Genomic DNA, 25,013 nt, shown 5'->3' with positions numbered 1-25,013 from the left:
CGCAATTAAAATTAATTTCCAAAGAATGGAATATGGTTACTTATTAATTGCGTGCAAATGTACTACTTTTTGTTGGTTTTTATCCTTTTTTAGTTAATTGAAATAGAACAGCTGTAACACTTATAACAAATACAACAGTCATTAATGAACCAGAAATCATTACAATATACTTCAGCCATGTAATTCCTTTCCACAAAAAGTAAATACCTCCGAAGGTTAAAATAATCGAAATAAAAGGTTCTACCATTAAAAATAATTTCAATTTAGTAGGTAATGAAGTAATTGCTACTAAACCACCTAACAAGAAAAAGATAAATGAAATTGATAAAATATGAGTATGAAGCACCGTTAACATTTCTCGTTCTCCCTTTTTAAAAACCATCACCTCAACATCTTCAATTTCTTCATTCCCTAAATAGTTTACTTCCATTCCACTAGGATTCGTAGAATTGGTCTGATTTACAAACAATAATCCCGTAAAATATCCAATACTTAATACAATGACGAATGCAGCAATAAATATTTTTATATACTTCGGAAAAGTTTGTATCAAGCCGTTAAACTGCATTAAATAAGTTTTAAATTTTGAAGTGTAGCGATTCTCTTCAATAAATCGTTTACAGCATTGGTCATCGATTTAACCGAAATTGTTGCTCCACTTATTGGTATAATATTGTTGTTATATATTAATTCGGAAGTAGCATCTTTTCCTATGAATTGTTTTAACCAACGTTTACTACTAATCTCTCCACCATATTCCTCTCTATAGATTAACACCGTACTTTTTGTGATGATGAATTCAGCATCGAATAACACTAAATAATCGAACGTTGCTGTCTTACTATTTGCATTTCCAATATAACCATAACCTAAAAAGGTATCGTTTTCAATTATTTCAAATAAGTTACCTTGACTTAAATCTGATTTGATTTTATACTGCACCTCTTCTGAAAAGGAAATTTTATTTTTAGAAAAAGTTTCCGAAGCATAAAACTTTGAAATGACTTTATTTGCTTTTTTTTTCAACACGATTAGGGTTGAAAAAAGAAAGGTTTATAAAAGCACAAAAAAACAAAAAACAGATTTTCTGAAACATTGTACAAAGGTATTGCACAAGCTTATTTAGAATTAATTTAAATAAGGGAATTTTGAAAGAACTACTCAGAAGATACTTGTAACTCTCTCTCGTAATTTAATCTAGCAATATTTGCCCAATCTAATAAAGTTTTTTTATCGGCATCACTTAGAGTTCCATGTATCCAAGTATAAGAAGGTAAAGGCATCTCCCCTTCTTCTACTTCTTCTATTAGCTCCTCTAATTTATGATCTTTCTTTTTAGCAGAAAAGGAACTCCACTCAGACATATTAAAATGTTTTTTAGCATCAAAAATATGGTCATCTAACCAAAAAGAAAATGGCGCAATCTCTGCATACCAAGGATATTTTGTAACATTAGTATGACAATCAAAACATTGAGTTTTCAAAATAACCATTACATTTTCAGGTGTTGAAGTATCTTCTTGAAATGCCGCTATGCTTTCTAAACTTCCTTGATTTTTATCAGGTCGTATAAATTGAATAACAATAAAAGCTACTAAAAAAAAATATCCAACTATTTTAAGTGTTTTCTTCATGACTATTCATTTAAGGATTTTAAATATAATATAATAGCCTTGCGTATATCTGCTCCAGGCTCTCCCTCTTTAGGCTCATAAACACTTACAACTCCTTGATTATCAGGTGTTAAAAAAGGAATATCATATCCTTTCAATAAGAAGTCACTAAATGCAACTTTATATGTTTTAGAGGGGATAATTGGTTGATCTCCAATTAACCAATCTCCATTGTCAGCATTTACCGAAACATTATTTCGTTGTAAATATGCTCCTGTTCCACGCTTTGATTTTCCGTAATCGAGCACCTCTTTTAATAAACTCCCTTTTATATCTACATTAAAAATTTCGCCTCCAAAAGGCAACACTCTAAACACATCTAAACTTGTTATACTTGCTGGGAGCATGTCATCTATACGTATGGAACCTCCATTAATGAGTGCAGCATCAACTTCGTTATTGTATGACCAAGCCATTGCTTCTGTTAAGACATCTCCTAAATTGGTTTGTATACTTCTATTGGCACTATCCGTACCATCTAAAGGGTCTTCTGCCGTATAAATAACTTCATTTGGATCGTCTATTACTTCTTTTATTTTTAATTCTAAAATACGGTTCCATTTACCAATTATAGAAGCTACTTCTGGTTTTGAAGGTGTTGTCTCATCTATAGGAAAAAGATGAGAATCTATAGTTGTTTTCTTCGTTTTTGTGCTATAAGATACGGTATGAATATAAATTGTTTTTGCATTGGCATCTGCTTTAGCGATAATAGATTCTCCTTGATTAACCAACATAGCATTATGTTCATGACCTCCCATAATAAAAGGAATTCCTGGAATCTTTTTAAGTAATTCTATATCTTCATTAACTGCAAGGTGAGTTAAGCCCATAACAATGTCTACTTCATTTTTTAATTCATTGTATGTTTTTTCAGCTAACTCATACTGATCGCCATAATACACATACGCCTGTGGGTTAGAGGGTAAAGTCACTGATAAAAATCCGACTTTAATTTCGGTTCCATCAACATCCTTAATATTAAACACATGGGTTTTTTGTACAGGAATAGTATCTGTTTCTTTTTGAATAGTAAAAGGGGTATTTCCAGCTTCTGTTTTATGTAAAACATTAGAAGTTATCCAAGGGAAATTAGATTCGTTTAATCGTTTCTGAAGATCTCTTTCTTTTAAATCGAATTCATGATTTCCGAAGGTAACCAAGTCGAAATCCATTGCATTCATCACTTCTATCATTTGTTTTCCACTGATACGCTCTCCATTTACTTTTATGGTACCCAGTAAAGAAGGGTTTAAAAAATCACCCGCCATAAACATAAAGGTATTAGGGTTCTCTTTTTGAATTGAATCTCGAACATAAGCTACACGATCCATCCCTCCATATTTACCTCCACTTAATGAGCCTATTTCATAAACATCATTTAATTGGACAAATTTAAATGTAATTTCATGTTTTGACGGATCTTCTTTACATCCAAAAAAAACTAAAGATAAAACAGTAGCTAAAAATAATAATTTTTTCATATTAATGGTATTTACTAAATATTTTTGTTGCCTCATTATGGGCACTTTCAAATGACATGGTATTTATGTTTGTATTCACTTTTTCAGCAGTGAAATAGCTTAACATTTTTTCGGTAGGCATATTTCCTGTAAGTTCATCTTTTGCCATAGGACACCCTCCAAAACCTTGTATGGCACCATCGAATCTTCTACACCCAGCTTTATAAGCTGCATCTACTTTTTCATGCCATTTTGTAGGTGTTGTATGTAAATGAGCACCAAATTCTATTTCTGGAAATTTAGGGATTAAATTGGAATATAAATACGTAATAATTTCTGGAGTAGAAGTTCCCACCGTATCACTTAATGAAAGTATTTTCACTCCCATGCCGGCTAACTTTTCGGTCCACTCTCCTACTACCTCAACACTCCATGGATCTCCATAAGGGTTTCCAAATCCCATAGATAGATAGGCCACTACTTCTTTATTATTTGCTTCGGAAAGATTTAATATTTCTTGTAAAATATCGATAGATTGTTCGATCGTTTTATGCGTATTTCGCATCTGAAAGTTTTCAGAAATAGAAAAAGGATATCCTAAGTATTGAATTTCTTCATGCTTTACAGCATCCTGAGCTCCACGAACATTAGCAACAATCGATAATAATTTACTTTCTGTTTTTGAAAGATCTAACATGGAAAGCAACTCGGCAGTATCCTTCATTTGTGGAATTGCTTTGGGTGAAACAAAACTCCCAAAATCGATGGTATCGAAACCGCATCTAAGCAATGCCTGAATGTATTGTGCTTTTAATGAAGTGGGTATCCAATCTTTAATGCCTTGCATGGCATCTCTTGGACATTCTATTAGTTTCACTTGTTGCATTAGGTAAAGATATAAATTCCTTTGAAGAATAGAATCGTAAAAATTAAAAAACCTATTAATTTGATTCAACCATTATTTAGGTGTATTACCTATCCTTTCTTTTCACAAACCCATATTTTCCTAGCGAACTTTCTCTTTCCACTTTTACTAACACTGCAATAATCTGATATTCTGAATCCTGCACTGTTTATTAATCTTGTAATATCTGTGGTCGATACAATAACAAGTCGATCTGTGATTTCTCCTGTCGACTTAATAATGTGTAAAATATCATTATCTGTTGCACTGCTAAACAAATTGTATGGTAGGTCAATAATGGCAGCATCAAATCGTTTGCTAATGTCTTTTATATCGCAGTGATATATAGTTGCAGTATAGTTAAAGTGAGAAAGATTTTCTCGGGCATCCATACATATCTTCTCGTTAATGTCGCAACCCTCAATATTATTTCCTGCAAAACAGGCTTCTAATAGTATTGTACCAACACCACAACATGCATCTAGTAGCTTTTTCTCTTTATTTGCCTTTGCTGCAATATTGACAAGAGCTTTAGCTATACTTATACTTATTGAGTTACTGTATGAGCATGGCTTTTGCTTGTGTTTATGCCAAGTAAAATTGTCTTTAATCAATACACCAAAATACCAAACACCTTCAATATAGCATAAACCATACGTTTTTATTGGAGTATAATAATCAGGAAGACCTTCAATGCTCCAGCCTATATCTTTTAACTTTTTTAGCCTCTCAGCATACTCTGTGGTATCACCATCAAAAACTAAATATTCAACTTTGAAACCTTCAATGCATATACTTTCTTTTTTGATTTCATTTAGTAGCGTAGTATAATCTTCAGAAAATGAAATAATATCAAGTCTTTTTTTTATGAAAGCACTATATGAAGGTTCTGCTTTTATATCTGAAAAAAGCAGTCTATTCTTTTCTTCCTTATTAAAAATACACCTCGATTCGAGCTTGCACAAGTCACTTTCAGTATTCTCATAACTAAAGGTGTATATATAGTTGGTTTTCTGCATATTTTATTTGCTCCTGATGTTCTTCTATTAGTGGAATTTTAGTAATTGAGGATAATGTGTTTGTATACGATTTGTAACGAAGTAATTTATTATACATGATGTTGGCACATCGTTTTTATTCTTTGATTAATTTCAATATAGTTGATCTTTTGTTCGTTGAGACCTTTAAGAAATATACACCTTCATTTACATTTGAAAAATCAATTTGAATTTCTTTATCATTAAAATAGGTTTCTCCTAAGATTCTCTGTCCTAATGTTGAATACAATTCAATATCAACTTCATTATTATATTCTTCTAATTCAACTCGAAGAATATTTTCGACAGGATTTGGATATGCTTTAATAAAATTAGTAGTATTAAAATTCGAAACCCCTAGGATGTTATTTGTTATTTTTATTTGGTAAGGGAATAACTGAAACTCTTGATTAATTTCTTCAAAATATTCAGGCATGGAAGCGATGATAAAATAAATTTCAGAGTCCAAACTAGTTACATCGATAGATAAAGAGCCATTGGCGTCATTACTCATTGATAGATCATAAAACGTATTGTTACCGTCAATATTCTTTACTAAAATTTTTCCTTGAAAATAGGCAGGACTACCAAATATACCGTTAGTATTTCCATTGATTTCGAAAGTGTAATTAGTGGCACTTGTGTTTTCTAGCTTGTAGGTATTAAACGACCATGCATTGGTTATAAACTCATTATCTGGTTGGTACCATCCATTAGAACCGTTATCATCAAAAACCCTGGTGTATTCATTATCATCATCAGGATCTGCATACGATAACCATTCCAACTCGTTGGCCTCCCTTTGATTTTCTGGAATAAAATCAAAGTCATTCACCATTCTAGCAGCCCAATCAATAAAGTTGTTTCTATATTCAACACCCCCTAATTGATTGTATAAATATTCTTGTGGAGATTCTGTTAAGCCCATATAAAATCCTTCAGAGATAACATTAGGAGATATGCCTACTTCTTCAGTAAGGTAAAACAAATACAAAGCTAAGGCATATTGGTGCACATAGCGTTGCCAGTTTTGAGGGTAAGTACTGGGGAAATTATCATAACTTAACCAGAATGGAACTTGTGGTAATCTAACGAGGCTTTCTGCTTCTATAAAAGCTCTTTCAGCTGCAAAATCTTGTCTTGCTCCATACCAATTTGCGGAAGCTTCAATATACCATTGACTATCTCCGGAATATGCAAAGCCAGGTGAATTGGAATTGTATTGATAAAGATGAAAGATTTCATGTGCTACTGTAATAAGATCGTTAAATAGATTAAAAGGCATGGTATAAAAAGGATAACCATTACTGTCCGTACCTACACCATTACCCCAGCCATTACTATCAAAATACCCGCCGTCACCATGTAAGTATATGTTTTGATAGAAGCCATCAATTACTCCAGGTGGATCCATCATATTTAAATCATTTAGACATTCAATTCTATATCCAATAATTTGATCTAGTAATATATCTACTTCTGCACTATAATCAAAATCATTATCCCACCACACTATAAAAGCATCTCTGGTCATGTATGTGCATTCCATAGGATCTGCAAAAGTGTCGTTTATTGTATACTGGGCGTGTAAAAACCCTGAAAACACCATCATAATGGCAATAATTGTAATTCTCTTTTTCATTTGAAACTTTATTAAATCTTCATCAACAGTTTTGTATATGATTTTTACCAAAATCATGTATTATATACGTTGTTATAATTATTTTCTATTCTTTTTTCATACTAACAAAATACATTTCAATTTCGCCTTTTCCTTTTGCTTCAATTTTGCCTCTGCTTTCAAAAGTAAAATCAGCATCGTCTTTTAGCAATTTATAGGTTGCCTCACTAATATTTACCTTTCCAACATCACCTGAGCTTTCCATTCGGGAAGCAGTATTTACCGTATCGCCCCAAATGTCATACTGGAATTTTTTAACACCTACAATACCAGCAACCACTGGACCTGTATGTACGCCAATACGTACCTCGAAGAAAGGTTGGTTTGCTGCTGTTTTTTCGATTTTAGCTCTTTCAATTACCTCAGCCATTTCTATAGTAGCTTTTACTACATCTTGGGCATGGGTAGTATTTGGAGAAGGTAGACCTCCAGCAGCCATATAAGAATCCCCAATAGTCTTTATCTTTTCTATTCCATACTTTTCGCAAATACGATCAAATTCAGAAAAACAGGTATGTAGATCTTCTACCAATTCCTTTGGTGAAAGCTGTTCACTCAATGCGGTAAAACCTTTAAAATCTGTAAAAAGAACGGTTACATGATTAATGAGTTGGGCGTCTGAATGGCCTTTTTCCTTAAGCTCCTCTGCAACTTCTTTGGGTAGGATGTTCATTAATAGTTCTTCACTTCGATCTTTCTCTTTACCGATGCGATTACGTTGGCGAAAGAACACTCCAGCAAATAATAATACCACGGCAAAACCAGCCATAAAACCATTACGCTCTACCTTTTTTCGCTTCAGTTCTTGAGCGGCAATAACATCTTTCTTTTCTTGTTCCATTTGGGTAGCAGCTTCTTTTTTATCAAAGTCATACTGCATCTCTAACTGAGTTAGTTTTTTGGTATTTGCTTCATTAAAAATACTGTCATTCAAAACGGTAAACTGCTCATGATATTCCAAAGCCTTATTGCCCTCTCCAAGTCCTTTGTATGCTCCATACAAACAATCGCATGCTGATTTTTGAATCTCTATTGAGCTAAGCTCTTTACTCAAATTAAGTGATCTTTGGCACGGGGTTATAGCCTTATTGTATACTCCTTGTACATTGTAAAGCTCACCTATATTATTTAGCGAACCCGCAATTCCAATTTCATCTCCGATTTCTTCTCGAATTTTTAAGCTACGCTGAAAATAGTCCAAAGCTTTTATAAGTTTGTTTTGTTCAAGATAAATAGCTCCAATATTGTTTAGCAAATTGGCAATTCCTAAATTATCTTCGATTTCTTCAGAAATTTTTAAGCTGCGGTGGTAATAGTCCAAGGATTTTTGACTGTTGCTTTGGTGATAATAAATAGCTCCAATATTATTTAGTGCAAGTGCTATGTTATTTCTATTTCCGATCTCTTCCTGGATTTTTAAACTACGTTGGAAATAATCCAAAGCTTGTGAAAAATTTCCTTGGGCATTATAAATGAGTCCAATATTATTTACCGAACCCGCAATTCCTTTTTCATCATCAATTTCTTCAGAGATTTTTAGAGCGCTTTGGAAATAATCCAAGGCTTGAGGGTAATTGCCTTGTACATAAAAACTAACAGCTTGCAACCTATAGGCACCTGCCTTGGATTTAGGTAATTTTTTATCTTGTGCAAAAGCGATCAAATCTTTAGCCAAGATAAAGGCACTATCGGGTTTATTAAAAAGAAAACCATCCCAAATATAGTCTACATATGCACTTGCTCTAATAGAATCTGCTTGGGTTTTATTTTCCCAAACGGTATAGAGGGAATCGAGTTTGGTTTGGGCATTCATACAAAGACTTGAAAAGACTAAAATAATTAGGAGTGTTATTTTTTGCATTTGATTATTTTGATTAGCTAGAGATTGTAAGATAAGAAATTTTTGCAAGTCAATATTTTTAAAAATAAGGGCGGTTTTAAAAGGAACCCAAAAGTCAAGAAGCTTTCAAGAAAATATTATTTATTCTTTTATTTCTGAGATCCTGAGTCGAGCTCAGGATGACAAGCATTAGCTCTGCATGAGGGATAGCAATGGAATCCTTTATTTTTGTCACAATGTTTCGACTAGTTTTACTAGCTATCATAAAACAAAATATATCTTGCTTTCTATAATGCTCAAAAAGACAAAAATAAAGATACAGTGGATAGCGCGACCTAGCATTTTCGCTAGGGCATGCCCAAAAAATTAATAAGATAATAGGGTTAAATCTCTCTATTGATATCCCACGCTTCTAGGTAATCTGAAACTGCTTTTACAAACTGACCTCCTAAAGCACCATTTACCACTCTATGGTCGTACGAATGCGATAAGAACATTTTATAACGAATGCCTATAAAATCACCATCTGGAGTTTCGATCACCGCAGGAACTTTACGAATGGCTCCCAATGCTAAAATACCTACTTGTGGCTGATTGATAATTGGAGTACCCATGATACTTCCAAAAGTACCTACGTTAGTAACTGTATAGGTTCCACCTTGGATATCGTCTGGCTTTAACTGATTATTTCTAGCACGAGAGGCTAAATCGTTTACCGCCTTACTCATACCTACCAAGTTGAGTTGGTCTGCATTTTTAATTACCGGAACGATTAAGTTACCATCACCTAAGGCAGCTGCCATCCCAAGGTTGATATTTTTACGCTTAATGATGTTATTTCCATCTAAAGCGATATTCATCATAGGAAAATCTTTTAAAGCCTTGGCTACAGCTTCCATAAAAATTGGAGTAAAGGTTAAATTTTCTCCTTCACGTTTCATGAAGTCGCTTTTTACCTTTTTACGCCAGTTCCAGATATTGGTTACATCGGCTTCTATAAATGATTGTACATGTGCTGAAGTTTGAATACTCTCCACCATATGATGGGCAATCAATTTGCCCATTCTGGTCATTTCTATAATTTCATCTCCTCCATTTACTGAAACAGGTGTAGCTTGTTTTTTATCTGCTACTTTTGGATAAGATTTCTCGACTGCGCTCGAAGTGACAACTGTTTTTTGAGGTTGTGACGTTCTATTTTCTACAAATTGCAGTATATCATTTTTAGACACTCTTCCATCTTTTCCTGTACCTGTAATTGCATCTAATTCTGATTGTGAAATGTTTTCAGCAGCTGCAATATTTTTTACTAACGGAGAATAAAAACGATCTCCTGAACTTTCAATAGCTGCAGAAACTTCTACTTTAGCTGCTAGCACTGGAGCTTCTACTTTTGCAATTATGGCTGGTGCTGGAGCTTCTACTTTAGCTTCAGCTTGAGAAGCGTCTCCGCCATCTGTTTCAATCACAGCGATGGTTTGTCCTACTTGAATTATGTCATCTACTTCGAATAGTTTTTCTACTAAAACACCTTCTACTTCGCTAGGAACTTCACTGTCTACCTTATCGGTTGCTATTTCTAGCACAGCTTCGTCCATCTCAATAGTATCGCCTACTTCTTTAAGCCAGTTTGTTAATGTTGCTTCTGCAACACTCTCACCCATCTTCGGTAGTTTTAATTCAAATTTTGCCATAATATATTACAAGTACCATTTATTTTTAACGATGCAAAATTAAGTAAAATTTAGATGTAAATAGATTCAATTTTATGAAAAAACGGTCACAGTCCCTTTTTGGTCACTTTGATCGCTTCCTATGATAAAATTACAATTGGGAGGATGTATTCGGAAAGTATTCTCTTTACCATTAAGGTCTTTCATGACTCTAAATATTTGATCATAAGGCATATAATTAGAATCAAAAATAAAATGATTATTCGAAAACGTTTTGTAAGCAAAAATAGATTTTGAAACAGATTTTATTGGAGTTTCGATAGTTGAAGAAATTGTTTTTAAAAGTGTTAAGTTTTCTGTTAGAAGGAATGTTTTTTTTGTTGTATTATTTTCTGAATTATTTTTTGAACTTGACGCTCGATTTGTTGCCTTTGCTATGGAAACACCTATATTAACAAACCCATTAAAAAAGATATTGGTATGAAAGTGTTTGCTATAAAAAATCTTCATAGCTCCATAAAAACGATCGAAATAAGCTTTGTCTTTTTGTGTGCTTTCTCCTTTATAATGTAGTACCGTAACATCGCCCATATAATGATTTCGATAGCCAGCTTTTTTGAGTTTGTATGAAAAATCGATATCTTCTCCATACATAAAATAATCTTCATCAAAGCCATTTACTTCATTATAAACAGTTCTCTTTAGGAGCATAAAAGCACCCACTAATATATCGACTTCACCTCTTTTATTTTTATCTATATGATTTGCATAATAATTTTTCCCTACACCTAATAGTTTTAATAAAGAAGCTTTTGGTGTTGGTAAATTACGTTTACTTTCAGGAAGAAAAGCGCCTGTACCGTCCATTAAGCATACTCCCAAGGCCCCTAAATTATTGATTGTTTCAGCGTATTTTAATGAAGAAATAAATGTATGTTCACTAACCGCTGTATCTGGGTTTAAAATACAAACATACTCCCCATTTGCTACTTTTACTGCCTGATTATTTGCTTTACTGAAACCAACGTTTTCTTTATTTTCTATGAGTAATATCTCTGGAAAGATTGTTTTCACCATCAGACAGCTATCGTCTGAAGAGTCATTGTCAATGACAATTATTTCAGCATCAATTGTAGTTATGGCACTTTGTACACTTCGAATACATTGCTCTAAAAAAAAGCGAACATTGTAATTAAGTATAACAACAGAGAGTTTCAATATATTAATTGCTTTTTAATGAATTCTCAAAAGGAATTCTATTTACAATACTTCTTCCAAGAGTAACCTCATCTGCATATTCTAATTCATCGCCTACTGAAATTCCTCTTGCAATGGTTGTTGTAAGTATATTATAATTTTCAATTTGTTTAAAGATAAAGAAATTTGTGGTATCGCCTTCTAAAGTCGAGCTTAAAGCAAAAATAAGTTCTTCGATAGTTCCTGCTGCCACTTTATCGACTAAGGATTGAACATTTAAATCGCCTGGACCTATTCCATCCATAGGTGATATTTTTCCTCCTAAGACGTGATAATGCCCTTTAAATTGGCTTGTGTTTTCAATAGCCATTACATCACGAATATCTTCCACAACACAAATACTTTTTTCATTTCTGTTTGGGTTTGCACAGATTTCACACAATTCTTTGTCGGAAATATTATGACAGTTTTTACAAAAAATAATTTCATCTCTCATTTGAAGCAAGCTCTGAGATAACTGATGCGTATGTTCTTTGGGTTGCTTCAATAAATGAAGCACTAACCGAAGGGCAGTTCTTTTGCCTATTCCTGGGAATTGGGCCATTTCATTTACTGCATTTTCAAGAAGCTTTGATGAAAATTCCATGGCTAGCAAGATAAAAAAAATGCTTCAGAAAAAAATGAATTTTCCTGAAGCATTATAAGTATTTAAAAAAAAATTATTTTTTTATAATCTTTTTAGTGATTGTTCCTGCGTCAGAATTAATTCTAACAAAATAAACTCCGTTTGAAAAGTTTGAAACATCGATAGTATGGTTATTACTTCCTAAACTTATATCAGATTGATACACCATTAGTTTACCTAAAATATCAAAGATTCTAATATCAGCTTCAACTTGTTGTTGCACGACGATACTAATCTCATTACTAGTAGGGTTAGGAGATATTGAAACTTGATCTTGAGATAAGAAGTCTTCTACTCCAATTAAATCATCTATTAATGGGGATGACCAAATTCCTCTACCATAAGAACCTGCGTATAACATATTAGTTACATTATTAATATCTAATTCATTAATAATTACATTCGGTAAGTTATTATTATAAGGTTGCCATTCAGTAAATGTATCATCTATATAAAATAATCCATAATCCATACCAACATATAATCCATCTTTTCCATTGTCATCCCAAATTACTGATAATGAAGAAAAAGTAGGTAAATTAAATTTATAATTTATCCAAGTTGCTCCACCATCTTCAGAAACCACTACTGGATTAGCTGAACTTGAGGAAGCTACTGCAATTTTATTAGGATTTGTAGGGTGAATAGCGATAGAATTCATTAGGCCTCCTATTATTGGTAATTGTACCCAATCTGTTGTTCCACCATCTTCGGTCTTATACATAAACCCACCTCTAGCAGCATACATTATTTGATTATTAGAAGGTGCGATTTTCATTTGCGATAAATTAGAACCTAAATCTTGTGATATAATTGACCATGAATTACCATTACTCACTGATTTAAAAACTCTATTATAGCCCAAATACAAAGTACCTGTTTCAGTAGGGTCTTGTTCAAATGGAGTAACCCACGCACCAGATCCTGGAGGTGGTTCAGGTAACCCTGTTAAAGTTATTCCCCCGTTAGCGGTACGATACAATTGACCATTTTGTGATGTTCCAAACATAAGACTTGAATTGTCTTTATCTACAAATGTTTCCATTCCATCTGCACCAATCCAACAAGTCCATTCATCAATAGCTTCTTTATAAGCAAAACTTCCATTATCTTGAGATCCCCCAACAACAATAACATCTGGTGTTTGGGAAACTCCAAGTTTATAAAATTGTGTAATTCCTAATCCATCAGTTATATCAGTATAATACGTTGAATTTAATACAGTAGAATCATCTGCTCTAAAGATACCACCATCAGTACCTACAAACATAATTCCTGAATCATCAAAAAGCATTAAATCAACATCAGCATGACAGTATCCTTTATTTGCTCCAGCTGCATCTTGAGGAATCCAATCTGAAGTATTTTCAAAATTTACTCCCCCATCGGTAGATCTCCAAGTTAAAACTCCTGCTATATGAACTTCATCTGCATTTAATGGGCTTGCTGTAATATCCATATCTCTTGGCGCTTGTCCACCAGAATCAAAACCTGAGGTATCGTATCCAAAATAATTTCTTCCGGCATGATTTCTTTCTGTAAAAGAGTTTCCACTATCTGTTGAAAAATAGAATTTACCAAATTGACTTCCTGAAGCTTCAACAACATAAACTCTAGAATCATTTGCCGCTGTAACCGCTAACATTTTAGCTCCTGTAGTAAATCCTCCAATGGTTGAAAAAGTTGCTCCACCATCAGTTGACTTATGAAATCCTGTTCCTGTTGCATACACAACATTAGGGTTTCCTGGTTTAAATTCTAAATCATATCCTCTATTATCTGAAACAGCTGTATCCCATGTAACACCACCATCTGTTGATTTTTTAATACCTCCATTTTGGGCGGTAGCATACATTATACTTGAATCAGTAGGATGAATTAATAATCTATTAACACTTGAAGATCCCATATCTCCTAATAAATTCCATGTTGCTCCAGAATCGGCAGATTTATAGATTAATCCATCACCTGAACCAAAGTAATATACAGAAGAATCTGATGGGTCAATTTCTACAGAATATACATAAAGGTTAGAAAAATAATCACCCAGTGGTGTCCAATCGGCACCTCCATTTGTTGTTTTCCATACACCTCCTGTATTTGCACCAACAATGATATGATCACTATCGTTTTTATCTATTGAAATACCAGTAATACGTCCAACTCCTGGACTCCAAGAAGCGGTTTGATTCCAATAAGTTGGTCCCATTTCAGACCAATTGTCATTTAATACTTGTCGATTTTCAGAAGTTTCATTTAAATACGCATTAAAACTTTCAACTTCAGAAAGTCTTTCTTCTATATTAGGAAGATACCCGTCATCTTTAATTAATCTCATGGCATTGTACTCCCAACGTTTAAATTGTTTATATCCAGAACCACGTCCTTTGTCTTTATCTTCAAAATAAGTTTCTGCGTTTTCAATTATCTCTTCAACTTTAAAAGTACCAGCATCAATCATTTGAACATATTCTTGTGATTGCATTGTTACAGCACCTATAAGTAAAGCAATAATAAATAGGGATTTTTTTTTCATTATAATTTTTTTTAATTATTTTTTTTTAGCAATTTCAAAATACAAATAAATACTGTTTTTGCCTAGTTAAAATATTGAATAAAAATAAAATTAACATATCAAAAAAATTACTCCACTATAAAAATCTAGTATTCAGCAGCGTAAAAATAAAAAAAAATAGAACAACTTCAAATACATTCTTTGTATTTTTAACCTATAAAAAAAACGCTCTTTTTATGAAACCTCACCATATTCTTTTACTAATTGCTGGTTATTTTGGAATACTATTATTCATCTCTTTTTTAACAAATAAAGATGGAAGTAATTCGGATTTTTTTAAAGCTGGAAAAAAGTCTCCTTGGTATTTGGTTGCATTTGGAATGATTGGGGCATCCTTAAGTGGGGTAACATTTATTTCCGTTCCTGGATGGGTTGAAGCTTCTCAATTCAGTTATTTTCAAGTAGTTTTAGGATATATAGTAGGATATGCTGTTATTGGGTTAGTATTATTACCATTATACTATAAATTAAATCTAACTTCTATATACACCTACTTAGAAGGTCGTTTTGGCACTTTTTCATATAAAACGGGAGCTTCATTTTTTTTATTATCCAGAATCATTGGAGCTAGTTTTAGATTATACCTTGTAGCTATTGTTCTTCAAAGTTTAGTTTTTGATGAAATGGGAATTCCTTTTTGGCTTACCGTTACCATAACCATATTACTCATTTGGCTTTACACATTTAAAAGTGGTATTAAGACAATTGTTTGGACAGACACCTTACAAACGCTATTTATGTTAATTGCTGTAGGGGTTGCTATCTATTATGTTTCAACAGATTTAGGAATTTCTGGAGGTGAAATTTTAAATTTGGTTTCTGACAGTGAGCTTTCAAAAATGTTCTTTTTTGATGATTGGAGGGCAGGAAATTATTTCCCAAAACAATTTTTAAGCGGTGCATTTATAGCTATTGTAATGACAGGATTAGATCAAGACATGATGCAAAAAAACTTAACCTGTCGAAATTTAAAAGATGCTCAAAAAAATATGTTTTGGTTTACTATTGTTTTAACATTTGTAAATCTTGTTTTCTTAACTCTTGGACTATTGCTTACAATATTTGCTGAAAAAAATGGGATAGATGCTCATAAAGACCAATTGTTTTCAACCATAGCTACACAATCAGAATTAGGAATTGGCATAGCAGTTTTCTTCTTATTGGGCTTAATCGCTGCAGCATATTCGAGTGCAGATAGTGCCTTAACATCATTGACAACATCTTTTAGTATTGACATCTTAGATATTGAAAAAAAATACGATGAAAAAAAACAGGTAAGGGTTCGAAAAAAGATTCATATTCTTATCTCATTAGTTTTAATAGCAGTAATCATTATTTTTAAATATGTAATTGCTGATGCAACAGTAATTTCTAAATTATTCACTTTTGCAGGATATACCTATGGGCCTTTATTGGGTCTTTATGCATTTGGTTTATTTACCAAAATAAATGTGAAAGATTTTTGGGTGCCACTTGTTGCAATATTAACTCCTTTTATAGGCTATGTCATTAGTTATTATTGCAAAACCTATTTAGATTTCGATTTTGGCTTCTTTATATTAGTCCTTAATGGTGCTATTACATTTTTAGGCTTAGTATTGATTCGTGCCAAGCAAAACTAAAGTACAAGCTTGCTCATAGTGTATCTTATTTTCATCTAGGATTTTATATAATTCAGGATTTTCAGTGCCGGGATTAAAAATCACTCTTTTGGGTTGCAACGAAATTATATAATCGTAATAATCCACTTGACGTTTTGCATTCAAATAAAGTGTAATGGTATGAATGTCTTTAAAATTAATTTTATCAGTTACAATAGTTATATCTGTAACCACTCCTTCTCTTAATCCAATTGCTTTTACCTCTATATTATTCTGAACCAATCTATGTATCGCTAGGTTCGAATATCTTGAAGGATTTAAACTAGCTCCAATTACTAAGGTTTGTTTCATTAATTTCTTTTTTTAAGTGTTAATTTTTTTAAATCTATGTTAAAATCGGATTTAAATGTAACAATAAAGTTTTATTCACGTCTATAAAATAGAAACGTTTCTGTCTTTACTGTATAATTTTTACGTTGATGGTTAGTGTTAATAATTGCAGTAAAGACTAAGCCTGAGGGTTTTCCTTCAGGCTTTTTTGTTATAAGAATGTTAAAATAATTTCATTCTGTAACATATTTTTTTCATGATCGTCATATTAAAACAATCAAAATAAACATCAATCAAATTCAATCAAAATAATGAAACACTTTTTTACGCTTACCGTATTATTAGTTAGTTTATCAAGTTATGCTAATTTCGATCCAACTTCAGATAAAGAAGGTACTATTACAGGAATTGTTATAGACAAAAACCTTCAAGAACCTTTACCCTATGTTACTGTAGTCATTCAAACTTTAGAAGGCAAAACTATAACTGGTGGAATTACCGATGATAATGGAAATTTTAATATTGAAGACATTCCTTTAGGAAAAAGTAAGGTGACAATTCAATATATAGGGTATAAAACCTATACTTCAGAAATTGAAATTACAAAAAAGAACAATAAATTAAATCTAGGAAGCATTCAGCTAGAAGAAGATATAGCACAACTAGATGAAGTTGTTATTACTGCAGAAATTACTACCATTCAACAAAAAGTTGACAGAAAAGTAATTACTATAGGAAAAGATCTTTCTACAGCTGGAGCTACAGCAGCTGATATCATGATAAACCTTCCTTCAGTTGGTGTCGATCAACAAACTGGAGATATTTCTTTGCGAGGAAATCAAAACGTGAAAGTTATGGTGGACGGAAAATTATCGAATGTACCTGTAGCGCAATTATTAAAACAAATCCCTTCTACTTCAATAAAACAAATAGAACTTATTACAAATCCATCTGCCAAATACAATCCGGAAGGGATGAGTGGTATCATCAATATTATACTTCATAAAAATGTAACTATTGGTTTTAATGGGAGTGCTAATGTTGGACTTACGTACGAAACTGAAGCTAAATTTAATGCTGGGTTAAATATGAATTACCGAAATGGTAAATTTAATCTCTACAGTAATCTTAATACCAACATTTCAAAAAATCAAAACTATGGTCAAATGTTCCGTCCAGATGATAACACAGATCAATTATTTCAATTTCTTGACGACAATAAATCAAATCTTTTTAAAGTAGGTGTAGATTTTTATTTAAATGATAAAAACACCTTGTCATTTTTCACAAATCAAAATTTCTATGATGGGACTACTGAAGGGGAAACAAATATTTTATTTTATGATGACCTAAGTGAAAATCAAAATCAATTATTTGTAAGTGATAACGAAAATAGATCTTCTCAATATAATTTCAATTATAAACTCGATCTTGGAAAAGAAGGACATAACATTGAATTGGAAGCGGATCTTAATACCTTCGGAAATGATGAATTAGGTGATTTTAATTTTACTGGCGCATCAGACATTCCAAATTATGAAGATGAAGTAGACACAGAAAGAGATCGAATTACGATCAACTTAGATTATGTAAACCCTTTATCTGAAACAACAAAATTAGAATTAGGCTTAGAGGCTCGTTTATTCAATTCAGATATTGGCAGAATATCTAACCAAGAAGTTGTAAACCCTTTTAATAATCTTAGTGATTTTATTGTATCTCCAAGCACTCAATTTGACTATTCGAGAGATATTTATTCGGCCTATGCTACCTACTCTAAGAAATGGGAGAAAGTAACATTACAGGTTGGAGCTAGATTTGAAAATGTTGAAGTCACAGCAGACACCAAAGAAACGTATGGAGCTGGTATTACAACTGATGACCTTACCAATGTAAATACAGATGCTGAAGTAAATGTTACGCGTGATGGCAATGACATCCTTAAAAACTTTACAAATGATTATTTTGAAATATATCCGTCTGCATTTTTGACGTATAGTCCAACCGAAAAAAATCAGTACCAAGCAAGTTATAGTCGCAGAGTAGATCGACCAGGATTAGACCAAATAAATCCAATTAGAGAATGGAGTACGCCTTTTATTTCTTCCTTCGGAAAAACAAGTTTAACACCACAGTTTACAAATTCAATCGAAGTAAACTATACCCGTACCTTAGAAAAAGGAAGCATTACTGGAGGTGTGTTTTTTAGAGCAATTGAAAATGAAATAAACCGTGCTTTGTTTGTTGACAGAACAGATATTGAAAACAAATTGATACTTACTCACGACAATTTCGATAATACAACTGCTTATGGAATTGAGCTTTCTAGTAATTACCGCCCTGCAAAATGGTGGAGTATAAATTCAAGTTTCGATTTGTACAACCAGACTCAAAAAGGAATTGCAGAAAGCCTAGCAACTACTGATAACCCAACAGAAGATGATATTATTTCAAATACGTATGAAGTAGATAATGTTGCTTGGAGTTTTAGAATGTTTAATAACTTCAAAGTAACTAAAAAATTATCTTTATCTGCTTTTGGTTTCTATAGAGGAAAATCTAGAACATTACAATTCACGGTAGAACCTATGTACTTTGTTAATGTGGGAGCTCGTTATAAATTATGGGATGGTAAAGGGTCGTTTAGTGTAAATTATAGTGACATTTTCGACACAATGCGTTTTGGTTTTGAAGGAGAACTACCTTACAATCAAAAAGGTGAATTTAACTGGGAAAGCAATACTATAAATGTAGCATTATCATACCGTTTTGGTGGAGGAAAATACAGTGCGAAATCACGTAAAAAAAGAGATAATGATGAAAAATCTGGTGGTGGGGGTATTTTCTAAAAATAAATCAATTTAATTTTAGAAAAACTGAAATATTTTTAATAAAAATGAATCTATTATATGTACAATAAAGATTATGGTTTATTTGAATTAACCATTCTTGATAAAATATAGATATTGTTAAAAGCCTTTTGAAAATTCAAAAGGCTTTTTTAATTATACCCTTTATTGGGTATAACAATCGTTTTATTTAAATCCCATCTTGTACTTCTAATAAGAACTTTGATGGGGATTAATTAGTTCTTTAAACCCGCATTATGGATTAGAATGTTGTGATGAGCGTTGAAAAAAAAATAAAATAGGAAGTTTTACTGGTTGAATCATAGCACCGCTATGGTGAAATCAGAAAACGAAGTGAAACATCTATTTTGAAGAATTTTCAGCTCGCAATAGATTTTTTAATACTTAATGTGGGTTATACCTACTAGGCATTTTGTTTAGTAGGTTTACCATTTTATAATGACACTACCCCACGTAAATCCACTACCAAAAGCAGCAAGCACTACAATATCATCGTCTTTTATCTTCCCTTTTTCCCAAGCTTCTGTTAAAGCAATAGGAATAGAAGCAGCTGTTGTGTTTCCGTATTTCTGAATATTATTAAACACTTGGTCATCGTTCAATCCAAACTTTTTCTGAACAAATTGAGAGATCCGTAAATTTGCTTGATGCGGAATTAACATTCCAATATCTGAAGCTTCTAAATTATTCGTTTTTAATCCTTCTATAATTGCTTGACTGAATCTTAGAACGGCATGTTTAAAAACAAAAGTTCCGTTCATATATGGGTAATACGAAGTGTCATTAGGATCGTTCTCTTCTAAAATTTCAGGAACCCAATGCGCAATACTTGGTCCTTCAACCGTAAGTTCTTTTGCATGTTTTCCTTCGGAATGTAAATGAGTAGATAAAATTCCTTTGGTAGTATCTTCAGATCTTGATAAAACAGCAGCGCCTGCGCCATCTCCAAAAATAACTGAAACACTTCTTCCTCTTGTTGTTAAATCAAGTCCACCTGAATGATATTCAGACCCAATTACCAGTATATTCTTATACATTCCTGTTTTTATAAACTGATCGGCTATTGACATAGAATACACAAATCCTGAACATTGATTTCGAACATCTAAAGCACCTACGGTAGGCATTTCTAATATATCCTGAACTTGAACTCCACAACCTGGAAAATACATGTCAGGGCTTAAGGTTGCAAAAATGATAAAATCAATATCATCTTTTGTTAATCCTGCTCTTTCTATAGCAATTTTTGCCGCTTTTGCACCCATGGTTGCAGAAGTATCTCCACTGCCTTCATCGACCCATCTTCGCTCTTTAATTCCTGTTCTTTCTTGAATCCATTCATCACTGGTTTCCATCAAGGTTGAAAGCTCTTCATTTGTTACAACTCTATCTGGAACATAAGACCCTAAGCCTGTTATTTTTGAACTATACATGTATGCTTTTATTTAATACTCGAAAGATACCTATTCCGAATTAATTATTGAACCCTTTTAAGGGCATTCAGTATGCGTGCATAGCACTTTTAAAATGTCATGTTGTCATACCTTATTCTTTGGTATTTTTTTTGACTAATACATTATCTATAATAAAGTAAATAATTAAAAAATATACACATGAGTAAAGGATCTATTAATGTATCGGTAGAAAACATATTTCCACTTATTAAGAAGTTTTTATATAGCGATCACGAGATTTTTTTAAGAGAATTAGTTTCTAATGCTACGGATGCAACTGTTAAATTGAGACACCTGACTAGTATTGGTGAGGCTAAAGTTGATTATGGAAATCCAATCATCGAGGTGAAAATTGATAAAGAAAACAAAAAGCTTCACATCATTGATCAAGGAATTGGTATGACAAAAGATGAGGTTGAAAACTATATCAATCAAATTGCTTTTTCAGGCGCTGAAGAGTTTATCGAAAAATACAAAGATAAAGAGGGTGAAGATGCGGGGATTATAGGTCATTTTGGACTTGGATTCTACTCTGCTTTTATGGTGGCAGACAAAGTTGAAATCATAACTAAAAGTTTTAAAGATGAACCTGCAGTTCAATGGGAATGTGATGGATCTCCAGAATATACCATAAGTGACAATGACAGAACAGAAAGAGGAACAGAAATTATTCTTCATATCGCTGAAGACTCCTTAGAGTTTTTAGAAGACGGGCGTATTACTGAACTACTTTCGAAATACAATAAATTCATGCCTATTCCTATTAAATTCGGAATGCGTACTGAAACATTACCTAAGCCTGAAGATGCAAAAGAAGAAGACCCTGCTCCTACTCAAGAAGTAGATAATTTTATAAACAATCCTTCTCCAGCTTGGACCAAACAACCTTCAGATTTAAATGAGGATGAATACAAAAGCTTTTATAGAGAGTTGTACCCTGCTCAATTTGAAGAACCTTTATTTAATATTCACCTAAATGTAGACTATCCTTTTAATCTTACTGGAATCTTGTATTTCCCAAAGATGACAAATGATATGAATATGCAGAAGGATAAAATTCAGTTATACCAAAACCAAGTTTTTGTAACTGATAATGTGGAAGGTATTGTTCCTGAATTTTTAACGATGTTACGTGGGGTTATTGATTCTCCAGACATTCCTTTAAATGTTTCTAGAAGTTACTTACAAGCGGACGGTGCGGTAAAAAAGATCTCAAGTTATATTACTCGTAAAGTAGCAGACAAACTAAAAAGCCTTTTTAATAGTAATCGTGCAGATTTCGAACAAAAATGGAGCGATATTAAAATCGTTATTGAATATGGTATGCTTTCAGAAGATAAATTCTTTGAAAAAGCACAGGATTTTGCTTTATACCCAACAGTAGATGGTACTCATTATACTTTAGGAGAATTAAAGGAAAAAATAAAAGACCTACACACTGATAAAGATGATAAATTAGTTGTCTTATATGCTTCAAATAAAGATGAACAACATTCATACATAGAGGCTGCTAAAGAAAAGGGATATGAAGTATTATTTTTAGACTCTCCAATTGTTTCGCATTTAATTCAGAAATTAGAATCTGAAAATGAAAACACAATGTTTGTTCGTGTAGATGGAGATCATATTGAAAATTTGATCAAAAAAGATGAAGAGCAAGTTTCAAAATTGAATGATGACGAAAAAGAAAGTTTAACAACTTTATTGACGGAGATTATCCCTCAAGAAAAATTTTCGGTTCAATTAGAAGCAATGGACAGCCAAGCGAATCCTTTCATTATTACGCAACCTGAATTCATGCGTCGTATGAAAGAGATGCAACAATCAGGCGGTAGCGGTGGAATGTTTGGAATGGGTAACATGCCAGATATGTACAATTTAATTGTAAATACCAATCATGAATTAGTAGGTGAAATATTAAACACTAAAACTCAAAAGAAAAAAGAACGTTTGATAAATCAAGCCTTAGATTTAGCTCGTTTATCACAAAATCTTTTAAAAGGAGAAGAATTAACGACGTTTATTAAACGTAGTTATGAGATGATTAAATAAATTTTAGGTTATTTAATTAAAAGCCGTCCCAATTAATTTGGGACGGCTTTTTTGTATTTAGCTATTTTTATGACTAACTTAGTGAAGCACTTTTTAAATAAACTTGTGAAATAAAGCATATTATTCCTGTTTTATTTACTCCCCTGCAAAGTTTTAGAATTAAAATTAATTTTAATTACTTATGAAAAATAAAATAATCATTTTCTTTGGGATTCTATTTTATATAAATGGATATGCTCAATTTGGAGAACAGCAAATTGTTTCTATTGATGCTTTACCTTCAAGTATATTTACTGCTGACCTAGATGGAGATAATTATAAAGATATACTTTCTGTTTCTTCTGGATTAGATAAATTATTAGTTTGGTATAAAAATACAGATGGGCAAGGCACATTTGGACAACCTCAAATTATTGACAATAATATAACATCAGCTCGTAATGCTTTTGCTGCAGATTTAGACGGAGATGGAGATAATGATATTGTATTAATTTCAAGATATATTGAATACCCTACTAAATTAGCATGGTATGAAAATATAGATGGTCTAGGAAATTTCGGAGTTGAATAAATAATTTCTATTGATGAATTTGATTTTAATCGTATAAACCCAGCAGACATTGATGGAGATGGAGATATTGATATAGTTGCAACAGCTTACAGAAAACTAATTTGGTTTAAAATTTGAATGATCAAAGTAATTTTAGTCCAAGAATCATTTTTGAGGAAGAAGTAGATGGTTTTAAAATAATATACAACTTACCTGTAGATATCGATAATGATGGTGATATAGATGTAGTCTCTGGAGGATATCATGACAACATAGAATGGTTTGAGAATCTTGATGGTTTAGGTAATTTTGGTGAAGAACAAATTATTACAATAAATAATCTTGACATTTTAAAAGAAATTAATGCTGCAGACTTAGATGGAGATGGTGATATGGATGTACTTTCAGCTTCAAGAAATGATGGTAAAATTGCTTGGTATGAAAACATCAATGGACAAGGTACTTTTGGGGAACAACAATTAATAAGTAGTCCAGAAGAGCTTTATGGTTTTTCGGTAGTAGCTGCAGATATTGATAATGATGGAGATATGGATGTTGTATCGGGTCGTGGAGATGATTATGTTTCTTGGTATGAAAACCTTGATGGATTAGGAAATTTTAGTATGGCAAATATTATCTCTACGGAAGCTGATGGTGTACTTCAAGTTCTGATAACAGATATTAATGATGATGGTAAAATAGATGTGCTCTCTTCTTCTTATTGGGATAGTAAAATTGCTTGGTATGAAAATTTAGGTAATCTTTCTACTCAAGATTTAGATTTTTTTAATTTAAATATCTACCCAAATCCTACTCATGAATTTATAAATATATCTTTTCAAAATGAAATTTTAATAAACTCTGTAACAATTTATGATGTATTAGGAAGAGAATTGTTTATTATAAATAATCCTTCAAATCAAATAAATATTTCAACGCTTACAGATGGATTATTGTTTGTACAATTAGAAACGGAAAAAGGAATTATTGTAGAAAAGATTATTAAACAATAAGAAGTTTACTTTAGTATTCCTAAAATAAAAATAAACTATTTTTGAAACATTAAATAAAATTATATGTTTCCTTGGCACCAATATCTTTTAGCTGTTTTATTTATAGCAGCTGGTTTTAATCACTTTAGAAAGCCTAAAGTTTACGAACGCATTATGCCTTCTTATATTCCTGGCCATAGTAGCATGGTTTTATTTACAGGAATTTTAGAAATGATTTTCGGATTCATGCTAATCACAAAAGAAAGTCAATCTATAGGCGCATGGGGAATTATTGTTTTATTGATTCTTTTTATACCCGTTCATGTTCATATGTTACAACATAAAGAGGCTTCAATGAAAATACCAAAATGGTTGCTTATTGCAAGGTTTCCTATGCAATTGGCCATTATGTATTGGGCTTATTTATATTGTTAAG

Annotated in this window: 20 protein-coding genes; 6 read left to right on the top strand and 14 right to left on the bottom strand. The window is 32.3% G+C overall.

The features are described from left to right. Window positions 1-79: 79 nt before the first annotated feature. The 12 genes from ABXT64_RS09425 to ABXT64_RS09370 all read right to left on the bottom strand — a co-directional run bounded on the left by ABXT64_RS09425 (window position 80) and on the right by ABXT64_RS09370 (window position 14,689). On the bottom strand, window positions 80-568 hold the full coding sequence (locus tag ABXT64_RS09425; RefSeq protein WP_443632672.1) for a hypothetical protein: 489 nt from the start codon (window positions 566-568) through the stop codon (window positions 80-82). Then, window positions 568-1,026, bottom strand: a complete 459-nt coding sequence (locus tag ABXT64_RS09420) for an FMN-binding protein (RefSeq protein WP_443632671.1) — start codon at window positions 1,024-1,026, stop codon at window positions 568-570. The genes ABXT64_RS09425 and ABXT64_RS09420 overlap by 1 nt, the downstream gene beginning before the upstream one ends. A gap of 131 nt (window positions 1,027-1,157) precedes the next feature. Then, window positions 1,158-1,634, bottom strand: coding sequence for a heme-binding domain-containing protein (locus ABXT64_RS09415; protein ID WP_443632670.1), 477 nt, complete (start codon window positions 1,632-1,634; stop codon window positions 1,158-1,160). Window positions 1,635-1,636: 2 nt separating this feature from the next. Then, window positions 1,637-3,157, bottom strand: coding sequence for a bifunctional metallophosphatase/5'-nucleotidase (locus ABXT64_RS09410; protein ID WP_443632669.1), 1,521 nt, complete (start codon window positions 3,155-3,157; stop codon window positions 1,637-1,639). A gap of 1 nt (window position 3,158) precedes the next feature. Continuing rightward, complete coding sequence (locus tag ABXT64_RS09405) at window positions 3,159-4,022, bottom strand: hydroxymethylglutaryl-CoA lyase (protein ID WP_443632668.1); 864 nt, start codon at window positions 4,020-4,022, stop codon at window positions 3,159-3,161. A gap of 89 nt (window positions 4,023-4,111) precedes the next feature. Further along, window positions 4,112-5,059 (bottom strand): TRM11 family SAM-dependent methyltransferase, encoded by a 948-nt coding sequence (locus ABXT64_RS09400; RefSeq protein ID WP_443632667.1) that lies wholly within the window; start codon window positions 5,057-5,059, stop codon window positions 4,112-4,114. Between the two features lie 115 nt (window positions 5,060-5,174). Then, window positions 5,175-6,719: a T9SS type A sorting domain-containing protein gene (locus ABXT64_RS09395; RefSeq protein ID WP_443632666.1), complete on the bottom strand. Its 1,545-nt coding sequence runs from the start codon at window positions 6,717-6,719 to the stop codon at window positions 5,175-5,177. Window positions 6,720-6,804: 85 nt separating this feature from the next. Next, entirely contained in the window at window positions 6,805-8,619 is a 1,815-nt protein-coding gene (locus ABXT64_RS09390; protein WP_443632665.1) for an adenylate/guanylate cyclase domain-containing protein, read from the bottom strand. A gap of 362 nt (window positions 8,620-8,981) precedes the next feature. Further along, complete coding sequence (locus ABXT64_RS09385) at window positions 8,982-10,292, bottom strand: dihydrolipoamide acetyltransferase family protein (protein WP_443632664.1); 1,311 nt, start codon at window positions 10,290-10,292, stop codon at window positions 8,982-8,984. Window positions 10,293-10,364: 72 nt separating this feature from the next. Then, window positions 10,365-11,489, bottom strand: a complete 1,125-nt coding sequence (locus tag ABXT64_RS09380) for a glycosyltransferase family 2 protein (RefSeq protein WP_443632663.1) — start codon at window positions 11,487-11,489, stop codon at window positions 10,365-10,367. A 4-nt stretch (window positions 11,490-11,493) separates the two neighbouring features. Then, window positions 11,494-12,114 carry a recombination mediator RecR gene (recR, locus tag ABXT64_RS09375; RefSeq protein WP_443632662.1) on the bottom strand — a complete coding sequence of 207 codons (621 nt, stop codon included), beginning with the start codon at window positions 12,112-12,114 and terminating at the stop codon, window positions 11,494-11,496. Between the two features lie 73 nt (window positions 12,115-12,187). Beyond that, window positions 12,188-14,689, bottom strand: a complete 2,502-nt coding sequence (locus ABXT64_RS09370; protein WP_443632661.1) for a T9SS type A sorting domain-containing protein — start codon at window positions 14,687-14,689, stop codon at window positions 12,188-12,190. A gap of 215 nt (window positions 14,690-14,904) precedes the next feature. Here ABXT64_RS09370 and ABXT64_RS09365 point away from each other — a divergent pair, with 215 nt between their 5' ends. Beyond that, entirely contained in the window at window positions 14,905-16,350 is a 1,446-nt protein-coding gene (locus ABXT64_RS09365) for a sodium:solute symporter (protein ID WP_443632660.1), read from the top strand. Here ABXT64_RS09365 and ABXT64_RS09360 read toward each other — a convergent pair. Next, the gene (locus tag ABXT64_RS09360) at window positions 16,321-16,680 is read right to left on the bottom strand and encodes a CoA-binding protein (RefSeq protein WP_443632659.1); all 360 of its coding nucleotides are present in this window, start codon (window positions 16,678-16,680) and stop codon (window positions 16,321-16,323) included. The genes ABXT64_RS09365 and ABXT64_RS09360 overlap by 30 nt on opposite strands. A 290-nt stretch (window positions 16,681-16,970) precedes the next feature. Here ABXT64_RS09360 and ABXT64_RS09355 point away from each other — a divergent pair, with 290 nt between their 5' ends. Further along, window positions 16,971-19,508, top strand: coding sequence for a TonB-dependent receptor domain-containing protein (locus tag ABXT64_RS09355; RefSeq protein WP_443632658.1), 2,538 nt, complete (start codon window positions 16,971-16,973; stop codon window positions 19,506-19,508). 446 nt (window positions 19,509-19,954) lie between these two features. Here the strand turns inward: ABXT64_RS09355 and ABXT64_RS09350 are convergent, their stop codons facing one another. Next, on the bottom strand, window positions 19,955-20,962 hold the full coding sequence (locus ABXT64_RS09350) for a 3-oxoacyl-ACP synthase III family protein (RefSeq protein ID WP_443632657.1): 1,008 nt from the start codon (window positions 20,960-20,962) through the stop codon (window positions 19,955-19,957). 180 nt (window positions 20,963-21,142) lie between these two features. Between ABXT64_RS09350 and htpG the strand changes: the two genes are divergently transcribed. The 4 genes from htpG (at window position 21,143) to ABXT64_RS09330 (ending at window position 25,012) form a co-directional block, all read left to right on the top strand. After that, a complete protein-coding gene (gene htpG, locus ABXT64_RS09345) occupies window positions 21,143-23,035 on the top strand; it encodes a molecular chaperone HtpG (RefSeq protein ID WP_443632656.1) in 1,893 nt (630 codons plus the stop codon). A 181-nt stretch (window positions 23,036-23,216) separates the two neighbouring features. Further along, window positions 23,217-23,606: an FG-GAP repeat domain-containing protein gene (locus ABXT64_RS09340; protein WP_443632655.1), complete on the top strand. Its 390-nt coding sequence runs from the start codon at window positions 23,217-23,219 to the stop codon at window positions 23,604-23,606. A gap of 113 nt (window positions 23,607-23,719) precedes the next feature. Further along, window positions 23,720-24,598: a T9SS type A sorting domain-containing protein gene (locus tag ABXT64_RS09335; protein WP_443632654.1), complete on the top strand. Its 879-nt coding sequence runs from the start codon at window positions 23,720-23,722 to the stop codon at window positions 24,596-24,598. A gap of 63 nt (window positions 24,599-24,661) precedes the next feature. Then, window positions 24,662-25,012, top strand: coding sequence for a DoxX family protein (locus ABXT64_RS09330; RefSeq protein ID WP_443632653.1), 351 nt, complete (start codon window positions 24,662-24,664; stop codon window positions 25,010-25,012). Window position 25,013: the final 1 nt, after the last annotated feature.

The organism is Candidatus Marifrigoribacter sp. Uisw_064 (genome assembly GCF_047730175.1).
Taxonomy (GTDB): domain Bacteria; phylum Bacteroidota; class Bacteroidia; order Flavobacteriales; family Flavobacteriaceae; genus Marifrigoribacter.
This window is presented reverse-complemented; position numbering and strand designations above follow the sequence as displayed.

Excerpts from the sequence above, each read along its gene's own strand:
- ABXT64_RS09370 (WP_443632661.1), bottom strand. The coding sequence starts at position 14,689 with ATGAAAAAAAAATCCCTATTTATTATTGCTTTACTTATAGGTGCTGTA.
- ABXT64_RS09415 (WP_443632670.1), bottom strand. The coding sequence starts at position 1,634 with ATGAAGAAAACACTTAAAATAGTTGGATATTTTTTTTTAGTAGCTTTT.
- ABXT64_RS09355 (WP_443632658.1), top strand. The coding sequence starts at position 16,971 with ATGAAACACTTTTTTACGCTTACCGTATTATTAGTTAGTTTATCAAGT.
- ABXT64_RS09385 (WP_443632664.1), bottom strand. The coding sequence starts at position 10,292 with ATGGCAAAATTTGAATTAAAACTACCGAAGATGGGTGAGAGTGTTGCA.
- recR (WP_443632662.1), bottom strand. The coding sequence starts at position 12,114 with ATGGAATTTTCATCAAAGCTTCTTGAAAATGCAGTAAATGAAATGGCC.
- ABXT64_RS09340 (WP_443632655.1), top strand. The coding sequence starts at position 23,217 with ATGAAAAATAAAATAATCATTTTCTTTGGGATTCTATTTTATATAAAT.
- ABXT64_RS09410 (WP_443632669.1), bottom strand. The coding sequence starts at position 3,157 with ATGAAAAAATTATTATTTTTAGCTACTGTTTTATCTTTAGTTTTTTTT.
- htpG (WP_443632656.1), top strand. The coding sequence starts at position 21,143 with ATGAGTAAAGGATCTATTAATGTATCGGTAGAAAACATATTTCCACTT.
- ABXT64_RS09405 (WP_443632668.1), bottom strand. The coding sequence starts at position 4,022 with ATGCAACAAGTGAAACTAATAGAATGTCCAAGAGATGCCATGCAAGGC.
- ABXT64_RS09350 (WP_443632657.1), bottom strand. The coding sequence starts at position 20,962 with ATGTATAGTTCAAAAATAACAGGCTTAGGGTCTTATGTTCCAGATAGA.
- ABXT64_RS09390 (WP_443632665.1), bottom strand. The coding sequence starts at position 8,619 with ATGCAAAAAATAACACTCCTAATTATTTTAGTCTTTTCAAGTCTTTGT.
- ABXT64_RS09400 (WP_443632667.1), bottom strand. The coding sequence starts at position 5,059 with ATGCAGAAAACCAACTATATATACACCTTTAGTTATGAGAATACTGAA.
- ABXT64_RS09365 (WP_443632660.1), top strand. The coding sequence starts at position 14,905 with ATGAAACCTCACCATATTCTTTTACTAATTGCTGGTTATTTTGGAATA.
- ABXT64_RS09360 (WP_443632659.1), bottom strand. The coding sequence starts at position 16,680 with ATGAAACAAACCTTAGTAATTGGAGCTAGTTTAAATCCTTCAAGATAT.
- ABXT64_RS09395 (WP_443632666.1), bottom strand. The coding sequence starts at position 6,719 with ATGAAAAAGAGAATTACAATTATTGCCATTATGATGGTGTTTTCAGGG.
- ABXT64_RS09425 (WP_443632672.1), bottom strand. The coding sequence starts at position 568 with ATGCAGTTTAACGGCTTGATACAAACTTTTCCGAAGTATATAAAAATA.
- ABXT64_RS09330 (WP_443632653.1), top strand. The coding sequence starts at position 24,662 with ATGTTTCCTTGGCACCAATATCTTTTAGCTGTTTTATTTATAGCAGCT.